Source organism: Cellulosimicrobium sp. I38E (assembly GCF_001647255.1).
Lineage (GTDB): Bacteria > Actinomycetota > Actinomycetes > Actinomycetales > Cellulomonadaceae > Cellulosimicrobium > Cellulosimicrobium cellulans_E.
In genome coordinates this window covers 1-16,159 of record NZ_LUAZ01000067.1, presented here as the reverse complement: position 1 = coordinate 16,159, position 16,159 = coordinate 1, and the positions used below count along the sequence as shown (strand labels likewise).

The 16,159-nt window shown below is 74.3% G+C and carries 12 protein-coding genes; 8 read left to right on the top strand and 4 right to left on the bottom strand.

Going from position 1 to position 16,159, the window contains the following annotated elements; translation table 11 throughout:
• The 8 genes from A0J59_RS18285 to htpX all read left to right on the top strand — a co-directional run.
• The coding region (locus tag A0J59_RS18285; protein ID WP_156533165.1) for an FHA domain-containing protein at positions 1 to 753 on the top strand (753 nt) is incomplete at its 5' end.
• Complete coding sequence (locus tag A0J59_RS18280; RefSeq protein ID WP_064317055.1) at positions 750 to 2,558, top strand: serine/threonine-protein kinase; 1,809 nt, start codon at positions 750 to 752, stop codon at positions 2,556 to 2,558. The genes A0J59_RS18285 and A0J59_RS18280, both read left to right, overlap by 4 nt.
• The gene (locus A0J59_RS18275) at positions 2,555 to 3,256 is read left to right on the top strand and encodes a hypothetical protein (protein ID WP_053369602.1); all 702 of its coding nucleotides are present in this window, start codon (positions 2,555 to 2,557) and stop codon (positions 3,254 to 3,256) included. The genes A0J59_RS18280 and A0J59_RS18275 overlap by 4 nt, the downstream gene beginning before the upstream one ends.
• 124 nt (positions 3,257 to 3,380) lie before the next feature.
• A complete protein-coding gene (locus tag A0J59_RS18270) occupies positions 3,381 to 7,859 on the top strand; it encodes an FtsK/SpoIIIE domain-containing protein (protein ID WP_053369603.1) in 4,479 nt (1,492 codons plus the stop codon).
• A gap of 135 nt (positions 7,860 to 7,994) precedes the next feature.
• Positions 7,995 to 8,267, top strand: a complete 273-nt coding sequence (locus A0J59_RS18265) for a WXG100 family type VII secretion target (protein WP_021482523.1) — start codon at positions 7,995 to 7,997, stop codon at positions 8,265 to 8,267.
• A 181-nt stretch (positions 8,268 to 8,448) separates the two neighbouring features.
• Positions 8,449 to 8,922, top strand: a complete 474-nt coding sequence (locus A0J59_RS18260) for an LpqN/LpqT family lipoprotein (RefSeq protein WP_047234165.1) — start codon at positions 8,449 to 8,451, stop codon at positions 8,920 to 8,922.
• 215 nt (positions 8,923 to 9,137) lie between these two features.
• Positions 9,138 to 10,550, top strand: coding sequence for an FAD-dependent oxidoreductase (locus tag A0J59_RS18255; protein ID WP_047234164.1), 1,413 nt, complete (start codon positions 9,138 to 9,140; stop codon positions 10,548 to 10,550).
• A gap of 191 nt (positions 10,551 to 10,741) precedes the next feature.
• On the top strand, positions 10,742 to 11,626 hold the full coding sequence (gene htpX / locus A0J59_RS18250) for a zinc metalloprotease HtpX (RefSeq protein WP_053369605.1): 885 nt from the start codon (positions 10,742 to 10,744) through the stop codon (positions 11,624 to 11,626).
• Positions 11,627 to 11,679: 53 nt separating this feature from the next.
• Here htpX and A0J59_RS18245 read toward each other — a convergent pair whose 3' ends face one another.
• From A0J59_RS18245 to rarD, 4 genes are read right to left on the bottom strand one after another with little or no spacing between them, the layout of a single operon-like run.
• Complete coding sequence (locus tag A0J59_RS18245) at positions 11,680 to 13,533, bottom strand: hypothetical protein (RefSeq protein ID WP_156533163.1); 1,854 nt, start codon at positions 13,531 to 13,533, stop codon at positions 11,680 to 11,682.
• A gap of 36 nt (positions 13,534 to 13,569) precedes the next feature.
• On the bottom strand, positions 13,570 to 14,541 hold the full coding sequence (locus A0J59_RS18240; protein WP_082919179.1) for an HAD family hydrolase: 972 nt from the start codon (positions 14,539 to 14,541) through the stop codon (positions 13,570 to 13,572).
• A 14-nt stretch (positions 14,542 to 14,555) separates the two neighbouring features.
• Entirely contained in the window at positions 14,556 to 15,050 is a 495-nt protein-coding gene (locus A0J59_RS18235; RefSeq protein WP_064317053.1) for a YajQ family cyclic di-GMP-binding protein, read from the bottom strand.
• A 58-nt stretch (positions 15,051 to 15,108) separates the two neighbouring features.
• Positions 15,109 to 15,951, bottom strand: coding sequence for an EamA family transporter RarD (rarD, locus tag A0J59_RS18230; protein ID WP_082919178.1), 843 nt, complete (start codon positions 15,949 to 15,951; stop codon positions 15,109 to 15,111).
• Between the last annotated feature and the right edge of the window lie 208 nt (positions 15,952 to 16,159).

Here is a 16,159-nt window from a genome sequence, read left to right as displayed (position 1 = left end):
GTCGCGGGGGAGCCGTCCCTGCCGCCGCCCGCCCCGCCCGGCGACGGGCTCATCGCGGGCGTCCCGCGGGAGTGGACGGGTGCGACTCCCGCCGCGGCGCACCGCGCCGCGACCGTCGTCGACCCCGACGGCGAGCCCACCGAGGCCGAGGGCGAGCCCGCCCCCGGTCTCGACCACGACGGCCACACGGTGCACTCGTCCGCCATCGCGGACCTGCGCGCGGCCGCGCAGGACGCCGGTGCCGCCGCCCCGGTGCCGCCGCCGCCGTCGTTCAGCGCTCCGCCCGGGCCCGGCCAGCAGCAGATCCTCGCGCGCACGTGCGCCCAGGGGCACGCCAACCCGCCGTCGCGGGACGCGTGCGCGCTCTGCGGCGGGCCCCTCGAGGGCGACGCCGAGCTCGCGATCCGTCCGCCGCTCGGGCGGGTCCTCGTCTCGACGGGGCAGACGGTCGAGCTCGACCGTCCCGTCGTCGTGGGCCGGCGCCCGCGCACGCCCCGGTCGCAGGCGGCCGACCTGCCCCGTCTGGTGACGGTGCCCAGCCCGCAGCAGGACATCTCGCGCTCGCACCTCGAGATCACGCTCGAGGGGTGGCACGTCCTCGTGAGCGACATGGCGACGACCAACGGGACCACGCTCCTGCGCGCTGGCCAGCCGCCGCGGCGCCTGCACCCGTCGGAGCCGGTCCTGGTCGTCGACGGCGACGTGGCCGACCTCGGTGACGGCGTGACCCTCGTCTTCGAGGGGATCCGGTGAGCACCAAGCGCGCGCCGTCCCCGCCGCCGGAGATCAAGGGCTTCGAGTACGTCTCGCTGGTCGGCTCGGGCGGGTTCTCCGACGTCTTCCTCTACCAGCAGCAGCGCCCCCGCCGGCGGGTCGCCGTCAAGGTCCTGCTGCACGAGTGGTCGAGCCACTCGCAGCGGGCGGCGTTCGACGCCGAGGCCGACCTCATGGCGACGCTCTCGACGCACCCGTCGATCGTCACCATGTACGAGGCGGACATCGCCGACGACGGGCGCCCGTACCTCGCCATGGAGTACTGCTCGCGCCCCAACCTGGGCGCGCGGTACCGCACCGAGCGGCTCTCGGTCGCCGAGGCGCTGCGCACCGCGGTCCAGATCGCCGGTGCCGTGGAGACGGCGCACCGCGCGGGGATCCTGCACCGCGACATCAAGCCCGCGAACATCCTCGTGACCGAGTACGGCCACCCGGCGCTCACGGACTTCGGCATCTCCTCGACGGTCGACGACGCCGCGCGGGCCGAGGGCATGTCGATCCCGTGGTCACCGCCCGAGTCGTTCGCCGAGCCGCCGCGCAGCGGCATCGCGACGGACGTGTGGGCGCTCGCCGCCACGACGTACACGCTCCTCGCGGGACGGACGCCCTTCGAGGTGCCCGGCGGCTCGAACTCGAGCGCCAACCTCATCTCCCGCATCGAGACCTCGCCGCTGCCCCCGACGGGGCGCACGGACGTGCCCGCCTCGCTCGAGCGCGTGCTCGCGACGGCGATGGCGAAGAACCCCGGGTCGCGCTACCCGACGATCCTCGCGTTCGCCCGCGCGCTCCAGCAGGTGCAGAACGAGCTGTCGTACGCGGTCACCCCGATCGACCTCCTCGACGACACGGGGCACGTGCAGGAGGAGGAGCCGGACGACGACGCCGGGACCCGCCTGCGTCAGGTCGTGTCGATCGACCCGTCGGGGCCGGGTGGGACGTCGTCGGGACCCGTCGCGCCCAGCCGGCCGACCCAGCCCACGACGCCGCTGCGGCCGGGTCCGCAGGGCGGTCCGTGGCCCGGCCAGACCGTCGCGCCCGGACCGACCGCCCCGCCGCAGCAGCCCGGACCGCGCGCCCCGCAGCAGCCCTACGCGCCCGCGGCCTGGAGCCAGGGCGCGCCCGTGCACACCGCGGGCACCACGCCGACGTCCGCCGTCGGCCCGGGCGGCCACGCGCCCGTCGCGGAGCTCACGGACCCGTCCCGGATGTACCCCGGCGCCCGGCGCCCGGGCGCCTGGGGCCAGCCCCCGGTCGAGGACACGGTCCACCGGCCCGCCGGGCCGGAGGACGGCGGACCGGCCGCCGCGCCGACGGAGGAACGGTCCGGTCGTGGCGCGCTCTGGGCGACGCTCGCGGGCGTCGTCGGGGTCGCGGTCGCGGTCGGCGGGTTCTTCCTGCTGCGTCCGGACGCCACGGTGGACGACACGGACACCGGCGGGGGCGGCGAGGAGACGGCCGCCACGGACGACGACTTCGTACCGTCGGACAACCTCGGCGACCTCGTGCCGCCCGTGAACGACCTGGTCGGCACGTACGACCCGGCGCGCGAGGTCGCGACGTTCACCTGGGCGTACGACTCGGACAAGGCGCAGGAGGGCGACATGTTCGCCTGGAAGAAGCTCGACCCGATCGAGGACTCGCCGTACAAGGACGCGTTCGACGAGACGACCGTCGAGCTGCGGGCCAAGCCGGGTGAGCAGGTCTGCATCGAGGTGATCGTGGACCGGGACGGCAAGTTCTCCGCGGCGCCCCAGAAGGCCTGCGTGACGGGGGAGGCGGCGTGAGCGAGCTCGCGGTCGAGTTCTGCGGGGAGTGGTTCCGCCCGTCCGTGGACGGGGACCCGTTCGACATCGGACGGGACGGCGACCTCGCGATCGAGGACAACCCGTACCTGCACCGCCGCTTCCTGCGCATCTCGCACGAGGGCGGCATCTGGTGGCTCGCCAACGTCGGGACACTCATCTCCGCGACGGTGTGCGACTCGGGCGGCGGGGTCCAGTCCTGGCTCTCGCCGGGCAACCGCCTTCCGATCGTCTTCCCGACGACGTCGATCGTGTTCACGGCCGGGCCGACGACGTACGAGCTCACCGCACAGCTCCGCGGTGCGCCGTACCAGGAGATCCGCTCGGAGGACACCGAGTCGGGCGGGGCGACGACCATCGGCATGATCACCTTCACCACGAGCCAGAAGCAGCTCATCGTGGCGCTGGCGGAGCCGATGCTGCGCCGCGACGGCACGGGCCTGTCCGAGATCCCGTCGTCGGCCGCGGCCGCCGCCCGGCTGGGCTGGGCGACGACGCGCTTCAACCGCAAGCTCGACAACGTGTGCGACAAGCTCGACCGGATCGGCGTCAAGGGCCTGCGCGGCGGCCCCGGCGCGCTCGCGACGAACCGTCGTGCGCGGCTCGTCGAGTACGCCGTGGCGTCGCGCCTCGTGACCTCGGCCGACCTGCCCCTGCTCGACCTCGCCGACGACGGCTGACGTCGGCGGCTCCGCGGGCGCGCGTCCCGTGCGCCCCTCCTGGTCGCGCCCTGCGCACCGCCGCCCGACCGTCGGAGCCCTCCGGCCTGCCCGTCCCTCTTCCCGGACCTGAACAGGAACCTTCGTGCGAATCAAGCTCACGCTGCACCGCCCCGACGCCAGCACGACCAACGTCGCCGTCACGGCCGACGCGACGGCCACGGTGCGCGACGTCGCCGAGGCCCTGTTCGCGGGCGACCCCACCCGGTCGGGCACGGCGGTCCCGGACCGGCTCACGCTCCAGGTCGGCACCGCGCCGTCGGGGTCGGGCCAGGGTCGCGTGCTCTCGCCGACGAGCGACCTCACGGAGGCGGGACTGCGGTCCGGGTCGACGGTGTCGATCGTGCGCGTCTCCGAGCAGTTCGACGCTCCCGGGCAGGACCGCGGCGCGGCCGTCGCCGTCCTGCGCGTGCTCGAGGGGCCGGACGCGGGTCGCGAGTTCCCGCTGCCCGTCGGGACGAGCTACCTGGGCCGCGACCGCAACATGGACATCCGGCTGAGCGACCCGCAGATCTCCAAGCGGCACGCCCGCCTCACGGTGGGCGAGACGATCGAGATCACGGACACCAACTCGGCCAACGGGCTCGTCATGGGCGGCCAGCGCATGATGCGCTCGACGCTCACGTCGTCGGACACGGTGACGATCGGCAGCACGGTCGTGTCCGTCGTCGCGCTGCACCGCACGACGAGCCTCGCGCCGACGAGCCCGGTCGTGGAGTTCAACCGCTCTCCGCGCGTCGTCGCCCGCTTCCCCGAGCGCAAGCTCAAGGCGCCCAAGCCGCCGCAGCCCCCGGAGCCGCAGCGCTTCCCCTACCTGGCCATGGTCGCGCCGCTGCTCATGGGCGTGATCCTCTACTCGGTCACGCGGAACGTCCTGTCGATCGTGTTCGTCGGGCTGAGCCCGATCCTCATGCTCGGCAACTATCTCGACCAGAAGGTCCAGGCCAAGCGCAAGCTCAAGGCGCAGCGCGAGCAGTTCGAGGCGGGGGTCGTCGCGATGCGCGAGACGATCGACCGCACGCACGCCGTCGAGCGCGCGGTGCGCCTCTCGGAGGCCCCGTCCGTCGGCGACACGGTCGACGCGGTCCGGCGGCTCGGCGGGCTGATGTGGACGCACCGCCCGGAGCACGACGCCTTCCTCTCGGTCCGCATCGGGCTCGGCGCCGCGCCGTCGCGCACCCAGCTCGACCAGCCGGGCGAGAACAACACGCTGCCCGAGTACTGGAACGAGCTGGAGAAGCTGCACGCCCAGTGCGCGACCATCTCCGGCGTCCCGGTCGTCGCGCGCCTGCGCACGGACGGTGCGCTCGGCGTCGCCGGGGCGGGGGCCGCGGTCGACGCCGTCGCGCGCGGGATCCTCGTCCAGCTCGCAGGCCTGCACTCGCCGTCGGAGCTCGTGCTCGCGGCCGTGACGTCGCAGCGCTCGCGCGCCGACTGGGAGTGGCTCGAGTGGCTGCCGCACACCGGCTCGCCCCACAGCCCGCTGGGTGGCGACCACCTGGCCGACAACCCCGGCGCCGCACAGGCGCTGCTGTCGCAGCTCGAGGACCTCGTCGAGGCGCGCGGGGCCGACCTCGACACCCACGCCGAGCTGCGCGGGCCGATCGACCCCGAGGAGGGCGAGGACACGCCCAAGCCCGTGCTGCCGACCGTCGTCGTGCTCGTCGAGGACGACGCGCCCGTCGACCGCTCGCGCCTCACGCGCCTCGTGGAGCGCGGCGCGGACGCGGGCGTGCACGTCGTGTGGGTCGCGCCGTCGGTCGAGCAGCTCCCGGCCGCGTGCCGCACGTTCGTCCTCGTGGACACCGTCGACGCCGCGGGCGCCCCCGGAGCCACCGCGGGCGCCACGAGCGGCGAGGTCCGGGTGGGCCGGCTGTCGTTCCCGGTGGCGTGCGAGACGGTGGACCTCGCGACCGCCCACGAGGTGGCGCGCATCCTGGCCCCCGTGGTGGACGTCGGCGCGCCCGTCGACGACGACTCCGACCTGCCGCGCTCGGTCTCCTACCTCACCCTCGCCGGGACCGCGCTGGCCGAGGACCCGTCCCGCCTCATCGACGCGTGGCGCGAGAACGGCTCCCTGACGCCGCGCGACGGCTCGCCGCCCGTGCGGCGCAAGGCGCCGACGAACCTGCGCGGGCTGGTCGGGCACTCGGGCACCGAGCCGCTCTACCTGGACCTGCGCACGCAGGGCCCGCACGCGCTCGTGGGCGGGACGACGGGCGCGGGCAAGTCCGAGTTCCTCCAGTCGTGGGTGCTCGGCATGGCCGCGGCGCACAGCCCGGACCGCGTGACGTTCCTCTTCGTCGACTACAAGGGCGGCGCGGCGTTCGCGGACTGCGTCCACCTGCCGCACACCGTCGGCCTCGTCACCGACCTGTCGCCGCACCTCGTGCGCCGCGCGCTCACGTCGCTCCGGGCCGAGCTGCGCTACCGCGAGCACCTGCTCAACCGGAAGAAGGCCAAGGACCTCGCGTCCCTGGAGCGGACCGGCGACCCCGACGCGCCCCCGAGCCTGCTCATCGTGGTCGACGAGTTCGCGGCCCTGGTCAACGAGGTCCCGGAGTTCGTCGACGGCGTCGTGGACGTCGCCCAGCGCGGTCGCTCGCTCGGGCTGCACCTCATCCTCGCGACCCAGCGTCCGGCGGGCGTCATCAAGGACAACCTGCGCGCCAACACGAACCTGCGCGTCGCGCTGCGCATGGCGGACGAGGACGACTCGACCGACATCCTCGGCATCCCGATGGCCGCGCACTTCGACCCGTCGATCCCGGGCCGCGGCGCGGTGAAGACCGGACCTGGTCGCATCACGCCGTTCCAGACCGGATACGCCGGCGGCTGGACGACGGCGCAGCCCGAGCGGTCGCGCATCGACATCCAGGAGATGGCGTTCGGCTCCGACATTCGCTGGGAGCTGCCGGAGCCCGAGGTCGAGGAGGTCACCGACCCGGGCCCCAACGACATCGCGCGCGTGGTCGCCACGATCTCGCGGGCCGCGACGGAGGCCGCGGTCCCGGTGCCGCGCAAGCCGTGGCTGGCCGAGCTCGCCCCGACGTACGACCTCGCCCGCCTGCCCAACCCCCGCACCGACACGATGCTGCTGCTCGGCGTGGAGGACGACCCGACGACCCAGGCGCAGCCGACCGTCTTCTACGAGCCCGACCGCGACGGCAACATGGCGATCTACGGCACGGGTGGCTCGGGCAAGAGCGCGACGCTGCGGACGATCGCCGTCTCCGCGGCGATCACGGCGCGCGGCGGTCCCGTCCAGGTCTACGCGATCGACGCCGGCGCGAGCGGTCTGCGGATGCTCGAGGACCTGCCGCACGTGGGCGCGGTCATCTCGGGCGACGACGAGGAGCGCGTCCAGCGCGTGCTGCGCACGCTGCGCGACCTCGTCGACGAGCGCTCCGCCCGCTACGCCGCGGTCCGTGCGGGCAGCCTCGACGAGTACCGGCGCCTCGCGAACGCGCCCGCCGAGCCGCGCATCCTGCTGCTGGTCGACGGCATCGGCGCGTTCCGCGAGTCCTACGAGTTCCGGCCCGCGCACGCGTTCCCCGTGTGGGGCGCGTTCACCGCGATCGCGACGGACGGGCGCCAGGTCGGCGTGCACGTCGTCGTCGCGGGCGACCGCGCGGCGTCGGTCCCGACGTCGCTCGGCTCGACGATCCAGAAGCGGCTCGTGCTGCGCCTCGCGAGCGAGGACGACTACCTGACGCTCGGCGTCCCCAAGGACGTCCTGTCGCTCACGTCCCCGCCGGGACGCGGCGTGCTCGACGAGAACGAGGTCCAGATCGCGGTCCTGGGCGGCGACCCGAACGTCGCGCTCCAGGCGCGCGAGCTGGGCAAGCTGCGCGACGCGATGACGCGCCTCGGCATCCAGCAGGCGCCGGGCGTCGAGCGGCTCCCGGACAGCTTCGCGCTGGACTCGCTGCCCGAGGTCACGGGCGGCCGTCCCACCATCGGCCTCGACGACCTGGACATCGCCCCGGTCGCGCTGCCGGCCCGGGGGACGTTCATGCTCTCGGGCCCGCCCGGGGGCGGTCGCACGACGGCGCTCGTCACCATCGCCCAGGCCGTGCGCCGGGCGCGCGCGGGCCGGGTCGTGTACCTCTCGCCGCGCCGCACGAGCATCTCGGCGCTCGACGCCTGGGACACGGCGGCGACGTCGCCCGAGGAGGTCGTGACGCTCCTCGAGTCGCTCACGCAGGCGCTCGACGGCGGGTCCTTGCGTCCGGGTGCGCTCACGGTGCTCGTCGAGTCCGTGACGGAGTTCACGGGGACGCCGGCGGAGCAGCCGCTCGTCGCGTTCGTCCGGGCCGCCACGCGTGCCGAGCAGCTCGTCGTGGGCGAGGCCGAGTCGTCGACCTGGGGGCAGGCGTGGGCCATCGCGCAGCCGTTCAAGGCGGGGCGCACCGGTCTGCTCCTCACCCCGGGCGACCTCGACGGCGACACCTTGCTCGGGACCGGTCTCGGCCGGATCCGCCGCGCGGACTTCCCGCCGGGACGCGGCTTCCTCGTGGTCTCCGGGAGGGCGCGCAAGCTGCACGTCGCGCTCCCGCGGTAGCGACGTGACGCCCGCGGGGACCTCATGGGGACACCTCCCCATCGACGGGTCGCGCGGGCCGATGGTTGAGTAAGGCCATCGACAACGGGACGACGTCCACGCAGGGTGGGGGTCGAGACACAGAAGGAGAACACCATGGCTGGTGGCATGTGGGGCGCGAACGTCGAGGAGCTGCGTGGGCTCGGTCAGACGCTGCAGCAGAAGGCGGACGAGATCCGCACGACCATGCAGAACCTGAACTCGCAGATCCAGAGCGTGCCGTGGGAGGGCCCCGACGCCCAGCAGTTCAAGGGCAGCGACTGGCCGGCCGCGCAGACGCAGCTCAACAACGTCGCGCAGACGCTGACGGACGCGGGCCAGAAGGCCACGCAGAACGCGCAGCAGCAGGAGCAGGCGTCGAACAGCTGATCCGCTGAGCTCCACCGAGGGCGCGGGACCCGGGACGGGTCCCGCGCCCTCGGCGTGTCCGGGGTCGGGTGCGGCCCGCCGGTGGCCCGGCCGGGCGGTCGGGGCTCCGCCGGTCTGCGAGACTGCTGGCGCGCCCCGCGCCGCCGGAGCGCGACGAGAGCGACCGAGAGGACCTGAACGTATGGCCGAGCTGCGCTACCCGAGCGACGACTTCCCCGCGCCCGTAGGGGTGCGGCTCGACGCGCCCGACCGCTGGGTGCCGCTGCCCCACGTCGCCCTGCCGCTCGCGCTCGGGCGCGAGGTGGAGGAGGGGGAGTTCAACCCGAACGTCATCGTCGTGGTCTCGCGCATCCGGGCCGAGCAGACGCTGGACGACGCGCACGCCGAGGTGCTGCGCAAGCTCAAGCCGCTGCCGCGGCTGCGCCAGCTCGACGGCGGCGACGTGGACGTGGACGGCCTGCCGGGGCGGTGGGTCGAGGCGTCCTTCAAGGGCGGCGGGGGAGCGGTGCTGGTGCAGTCGGTGCGGACGGTCGTCGTCCCGCGCGGGCCGGTGGCCGACCTCGTCCAGACGACGGGGACGTGCACGCTCCTCCAGCACCCGTGGGCCGCCGCGGAGATCCGCGCCGTGCAGGAGAGCCTCCGCGTCGACCGCTGACCCGGCGTTACATTCGCCCGGATCACAAGACGAGGTATCCACCAGGCGAGACCGGTGAGACCCTGGTCATGGAGGAGAGGGCCCGAGTGAGGCAACCCTCACCCCAGTCGTACAATCGAGAGGTCTCCTGCGGCCGGTACCCACCGGTCGACGCGGAACGGCCCGTCGGCCGCGCGGGAGAGACCCCCGTCCTCGACCGGAAGGCGCCCTGTCCTGTGAGCAGCATCCGTCCACTGCGCGTCGCGATCGTCGGCGCTGGTCCCGCCGGGATCTACGCCGCGGACATCCTGTCCAAGACCGACCTCGACGTGAGCATCGACCTGTTCGAGCGCCTGCCCGCGCCGTTCGGCCTCGTGCGCTACGGCGTCGCGCCGGACCACCCGCGCATCAAGCAGATCATCGTGGCGCTCCACAAGGTGCTGAGCCGCGGCGACATCCGCCTCCTCGCGAACGTGGACTACGGCGTCGACCTCAAGCTGGACGACCTGCGCCAGTATTACGACGCGGTGATCTTCTCGACCGGCTCGATCCGCGACGCGGCCCTGCCGATCGAGGGCATCGACCTGCCGGGCTCGTACGGCGCGGCCGACTTCGTCTCCTGGTACGACGGCCACCCCGACGTCCCCCGCACGTGGCCGCTCGAGGCGCAGCAGGTCGCGGTCCTCGGCGCGGGCAACGTCGCGCTCGACGTGGCGCGCGTGCTCGCCAAGCACGCGGACGACCTGCTGCCGACCGAGGTCCCGCAGAACGTCTACGAGATCCTCAAGTCGTCGCCCGTCACCGACGTGCACGTCTTCGCCCGCCGGGGGCCCGCGCAGGCCAAGTTCTCGCCGCTCGAGCTGCGCGAGCTCGGGCACGTCCCCGACGTCGACGTCATCGTCTACCCGGAGGACTTCGAGTTCGACGAGGGCTCGATGGCGGCGATCAGCTCCTCGAACCAGACCAAGCAGGTCGTCAAGACCCTCACGGACTGGACGCTCAAGGACCCGGGCGAGAACACGGCGTCGCGCCGCCTGCACCTGCACTTCCTGCACGCCCCGGCGGCCGTGCTCGGCGACGGCAAGGTCGAGGCGCTGCGGACCGAGCGCACGCAGCTCAACGGCGACGGCACCGTCTCCGGCACGGGCGAGTTCCACGAGTGGCCCGTCCAGGCCGTGTACCGCGCGGTCGGCTACTTCGGCTCGCCGCTGCCCGAGATCCCGTTCGACGAGCTCAAGGGCGTCATCCCGAACCGCGAGGGCCGGGTCATCGACATCGACGGCGAGCACATCCCCGGCGTGTACGCGACCGGCTGGATCAAGCGCGGCCCGGTCGGCCTCATCGGCCACACCAAGTCGGACGCCTCGGAGACGATCCGCCACCTCGTCGAGGACGTCACGGGAGCCGGTGACGGCGGCGACGTCGCGGCGGCCGACCTGGCCGCAGGGCGCGTCGCGCCGCTCGGCGACCCCGAGGCCGTCGTGGACTTCCTCCGCGAGCGCGGGGTCGACCACATCGAGTGGTCCGGGTGGGAGCTGCTCGACGCGTACGAGCGCTCGCTCGGCGAGCCGCACGGCCGCGAGCGCATCAAGGTCGTGCCGCGCGAGGACATGATCCGCGTGGCGCGCGGCGAGTCGCAGGTCGGCTGACCCGGCGGCTGCGCCCGAGCACCTGAGCCACGTCCGACGGCGCCCCACCCTCCGCGGGTGGGGCGCCGTCGTCGTCCTCGGGAACGGGACGGTCGCCTCGGGCGTTCATCAGGGTGGGCGTCGACGGGGTCGGCGTTCGTCGGGCACCCGGTGGACCACGCGGGTGCCCGCGGCGCGGAAGGGAGCACAGCGTGGGGCGTCAGCACTTCAACGGTCTCAAGACGGCCGGCCTGTTCGGCGTCATGTGGGCCATCGTCCTGGGCCTCTGGGCGTTGTTCGGCGCCAAGGCGAACCTGCTGTGGGTGTTCGTCGGCATCGGCCTCGTGACGACGTTCTACGGGTACTGGAACTCGGACAAGATCGCGATCCGCGCGATGCACGCGCGCCCCGTGAGCGAGCTCGAGCAGCCCGCCATGTACCGGATCGTGCGCGAGCTCTCGACCGAGGCGCGCCAGCCGATGCCCCGCCTCTACGTCTCGCCGACGCAGGCGCCCAACGCGTTCGCGACGGGCCGGAACCCCAAGAACGCGGCCGTGTGCTGCACGGAGGGCATCCTGCGCCTCCTCGACGAGCGCGAGCTGCGCGGGGTGCTCGGGCACGAGCTCATGCACGTGTACAACCGCGACATCCTCACGTCGTCGGTCGCCGGTGCCCTGGCCGGCGTGATCACCTCGCTCGCGCAGTTCCTGCTGATCTTCGGCGGCGACCGCGACCGTGGCGGCAACCCGCTCGCGGCGATCGCGATGGTCGTCCTGGCGCCCGTCGCGGCGATGCTCATCCAGCTCGCGATCTCGCGCACGCGCGAGTACGACGCCGACGAGGACGGCGCCAAGCTCACCGGTGACCCGCTCGCGCTCGCGTCCGCGCTGCGCAAGCTCGACGCCGGGACGCAGCGCGCGCCGCTGCCACAGAACCGCGACCTCGTCGACGTCTCCCACCTCATGATCGCCAACCCGTTCCGCGGCGCGGGCGTCGGCAAGATGTTCGCGACCCACCCGCCGATGGCGGAGCGCATCAAGCGGCTCGAGGCGATGGCCGGCCACGGCCCGGGCTACGGCGGCATCACGTACCACTGACCGGCGCTGCACCGGCTCCGGCGCCCGCACCGTCGGCGCGGCGCGTGCCCGGATCAGGCGCCGAGGACGACACCGGCGACGAGCGCCAGCCCTCCGAGGACGGCGACGACGGCGTCACGGCTCGGTCGGCGCCGGGACTCGGTGCCCGTCGAGCTCGAGACCGCGCGCGCTGCCAGGAGGGTGTCCCGTGCGACGAGCGGGTCGACCACCCCGCGCAGGTACCCGCCGAGCGGGCATTCGCTGATCACGAGCGCCTCCTCGGCGTCCAGCATCGACGGCGCGAGACGCACGACGAGCGCTCCCTGGCGGGCGCTCACGCTCGTCACGCGCGACCACGGCACGAACGTGTCCCGCAGAGGACCGCGGACGACGAGCGCGACCGCCGTCGTGGACAGCGCGGGGTGCGCGGCGGACGACCACGCGTGCAGCGCCCCGCCGAGACCCACCGACCCGGCCAGCGCGGCGAACCACGAGGCCTCGGGTGCGGCCCACAGCGCGAAGGCCAGCACCACGGGGAGGGCGGCCCACGGACCGACCACCCCGGTGGAGCGCGCGAGCGACGCCCATCGGCCGGGCCGGGCGTCCTGTGGCGGGAGCGCGTCTGCGGCCAGGTCGTCCCCGTCGTCCGTGCTCAGGCTGCTCTCCGAGAGGGGCGCGTGACGGCGCGCCCGGGGTGGGGCCGACACCTCCGTGTCGGTGACGTACCAGCGGTCGTCGGGCCCGCGGACGGCGACGGGCCAGCCGTCCGCGCGGAGCCCGACGACGAGCAGCCGGGTGCCGTGCCAGGTCGGCGGGGACCCCTCCCACGAGGGTTCGTCGCCGGACTGGTCGCCCGTGCCCTCCTCGGCGCGCGCCCGGGCCACGAGCTCGTCGTCGGACAGCTCGTTCACGTCCCGGTCGAGGTGGTCGTCGTCGTGCCAGGCCTCCTCCGGAGGCTCCGACAGCAGCAGGAGGTCCCGCGCGACGACGATCGGTGCGGCGTGCACCGAGGGCAGGATCAGCGCGCCGTGCTCGTGCCACGTCGCGTACGCCGTCGTCGCAGGGCCGCCGTGGAGCAGCAGCCGGCGCACGCGGCGACGCCGGGCCGCCTCGTGCGCCAGGAGCGCGGTGCCCGTCAGAGCCCCGGCGCCGGCGGGGAGGAGGAGGAGCGACGGGTCGGCGACGTCGTCGACGAGCTCGGCCCGGCCGCTGCCGTCGTACCGCACCCCGACGACGTCGCCGACCTCGACGGACGCGAGCTCGAGCGGGACGTCGTACCGCAGGCCGTCGACCTCGACGACCGCGTCCAGGCCGTCCTCCTCGACCACGGTCCCGGCCGCCTCGAGCGCCCCGTCGCGGAACGCGTGCGCCGCGGCGATGTCCCGCGCGAACCACGCGCCGCACACGACGGCGGCGACGAGGCAGGCGACCGCCGCCGCCGTCCGGCCCCCGCGCCACCGCGCGGCGTAGGCGCGCGCCTCGGGCAGCCCGTCCGGCACCACGGGTCCCGCGGAACCTCCCCACGTGGCGGACGCCTCCCGCTGCCGGACGCGGGCCCGCGACTGCGAGAGCGCGAGGAGCGCCAGGACCGCGGCGCCGCCCAGGGCCGTGGCCGCGGCGGGCAGCGGGGTGCCGACGGCCGCGACGGCCGTCACCACGGCGCCGGCCCACGTGCCGACGCGCGGGCAGACCCACACGAGGAGGAGTGCGCCGACCGCGACGCCCGCCAGCAGGCCGGTCGACCAGTACTCCGGGTCCGCCGCCTCCTCGGCCGTGAGCACGTCCGAGTCGGCGGACAGGACGATGCTCAGCGCGACGTACGCCGTCCACGTCGCGACGAGCACCGCGGTGGTCGTCGCGGAGAGGGCGCGCCGTGAGGGACGGCGACCCCACGCGGTCAGGTCCGCCTCGGCCAGGGGAGGGTGCACGTCGGGAGTGTAGGGGCTGGGGCGCGGTGGCCGCGCTCAGCCGCGCGTCGACGTCCTCCCGGGCTCCCGGTGCAGGGACTCGACGGCGTCGAGCAGCACCCGTGCGACGCCGTCGTCGTCGTTCGAGGCCGTGCGGTCGGTCGCCGCCGCGAGCACGTCGGGGTGCGCGTTCGCGACGGCGAACGAGCGCCCCGCCCAGCGCAGCATGGGCAGGTCGTTGGGCATGTCGCCGAACGCCCAGACGTCGCGCGGTTCGACGCCGAGGCGCGCGCACCAGCGCGCGAGCGCGGCGTCCTTGGTGACCGTGGGGGCGAGCAGCTCGGCGAGCCCCGCCGCGCCGGAGTAGGCGAGGTGGGCCCGGTCGCCGACGGCGTCGCGCACGCGTGCGAAGAACGACTCCTGCGCCGTCGTCTGCCCGTCCGCGACGACGACGGGCTGCGTCGCGGGAGCGTCCTCGACCGGCGCCCCGGGGTCCCGCGCGAGGATCTTGCCGACGGGCTGCCTGCGGCCGGTCCCACGAGGGGCGCCGGGCACGGCGAGCGTCGACTCGACCACGGCGACGACGTCCGCGTCGTCGTCCGGGGTGGAGCGGAAGCCCGGGTCGAACGTCGGCCCGTCGACGCGCTCGAACGCGAGCGCGACGCCCGGCACCGCGGCACGCAGGTCGGCGACCAGCGCCGAGGCCTGGTCCGCCGTGAAGCCGCACACGTCGAGCGCGCTCGCGGTGGCCAGGTCCCACACGGCCGCGCCGCCGAGGCAGATCACGTGCCCGTGGCCGCCCACCACGTCCGCGAGCTGGTCGAGCCAGCGCGGCGGCCGCGCGGTGACGAACACCACCTCGATCCCGGCGTCCTCGGCGGCGCGCAGCGCGGCGCGCGTGCGCTCCGAGACGGTCCCGTCGGACCGCAGGAGCGTGCCGTCGAGGTCGGTCGCGACGACGCGCGGGAGGTCGCTCGACGACGCGGCAGGACGGCCCGGCGCGACCGGGCGCGGGCCGCCGTCGGGCAGGGCCACGGCGAGGGTTACCGGTAGTTGGTGAACTGCAGCGCGACGTCGAGGTCGGCGCTCTTGAGCAGCGCGATGACGGTCTGGAGGTCGTCGCGCGACTTGCTCGTCACCCGGACCTCGTCGCCCGTGATCTGCGTCTTGACGGCCTTGGGCGCCTCGTCACGGATGATCTTGGTGATCTTCTTCGCGTTCTCGCTCGACAGGCCCTCCTTGAGGGTGGCTGCGAGGCGGTACTCCTTGCCCGACGCCTTGGGCTCCTTGTCACCCGTGTCGAGCGACTTCAGCGAGATGCCGCGCTTGACGAGCTTGGTCTCGAGGACGTCGAGGATGGCGAGCACGCGCTCGGCCGAGTTCGCGACCATGAGGATGCTCTCGCCGCTCCACGCGATCGAGGCGCCGACGTTGCGGAAGTCGTAGCGCTGCGCCACCTCCTTGGCGGCCTGGTTGAGCGCGTTGTCGACCTCCTGGCGGTCGACCTTGCTGACGATGTCGAACGAGGAGTCGGCCATGGGTAGGTCCTCTCTGGGCCGGGGAACGGGTGCTGGGTCCCACCGTAGTCGAGCAGGCTCAGGGACGGCTCGCGAGCCGCGTCGCGCGGGCCGCGCGCAGCCCGTCGACCGAGAGCACGACGAGCGCGAGCCAGACGAGCCCGAAGCCGGCCCAGCGGGTCGGCGACATGGGCTCGTGGAAGACGAGGAGGCCGAAGAGGAACTGGAGCGCGGGGCCGAGGTACTGGAGGAGACCGACGACGCTCAGCGGGAGGCGCCGCGCGGCGGCGCTGAACAGGAGCAGCGGCAGCGCCGTGACGACCCCGGCGGACGCCAGCAGGAGCGCGTGGCCGGCGCCCTCGGCGCCGAACGTGCCGACACCCGTGGCGGCGAGCCACACGAGGTACGCGAGGGCGAGCGGCGTGAGCACGGCGGTCTCCACGGCGAGGCCGGGGAGCGCCTCGACCGTGCGCCCGACGCGGTTCTTCACGAGGCCGTACAGGCCGAACGACGCCGCGAGGACGAGCGCGATCCACGGCAGGCCGCCCGAGCCCGTGCTGATGACGACGACGGCGGCGGCGCCGATCCCGACGGCCGCCCACTGCGCGGGGCGCAGCCGCTCGCGCAGCACGGCCACGGCGAGCAGGACCGTGACGAGGGGGTTGATGAAGTACCCGAGCGCGGCGTCGAGCACGTGACCGCTGAGGACGCCGTACACGTACACGGTCCAGTTGGTGACGATGAGGACGGCGGCCACGGCGAGGACGCCGAGCGTGCGCGGGGTGCGCAGCGCGGTGACGAACCCGCCGAGCTGGCGCGTCGCGGCGAGGAGCACGAGGCAGAAGAGCAGGCTCCACACGACCCGGTGCGCGATGATCTCGAGCGGCGCCGCCGGTTCCAGGAGCGGGAAGTAGAGGGGCATCGCGCCCCACAGGAAGAACGCCCCGGCGCCGAGCAGGAGGCCCCAGCGGTCGGTCGGGGCGTTCTTCCTGTGGGGCGCGATGCCCCTCTACTTCCCGCTCCTGGAACCGGCGGCGCCGCTCGAGATCATCGCGCACCGGGTCGTGTGGAGCCTGCTCTTCTGCCTCGTGCTCCTCGCCGCGACGCGCCAGCTCGGCGGGTTCGTCACC

Bases quoted from the DNA above. Each gene is read 5' to 3' on its own strand.
- A0J59_RS18265 (WP_021482523.1), top strand. From the start codon at position 7,995: ATGGCTGGTGGCATGTGGGGCGCGAACGTCGAGGAGCTGCGTGGGCTC.
- A0J59_RS18260 (WP_047234165.1), top strand. From the start codon at position 8,449: ATGGCCGAGCTGCGCTACCCGAGCGACGACTTCCCCGCGCCCGTAGGG.
- A0J59_RS18235 (WP_064317053.1), bottom strand. From the start codon at position 15,050: ATGGCCGACTCCTCGTTCGACATCGTCAGCAAGGTCGACCGCCAGGAG.
- rarD (WP_082919178.1), bottom strand. From the start codon at position 15,951: ATGCCCCTCTACTTCCCGCTCCTGGAACCGGCGGCGCCGCTCGAGATC.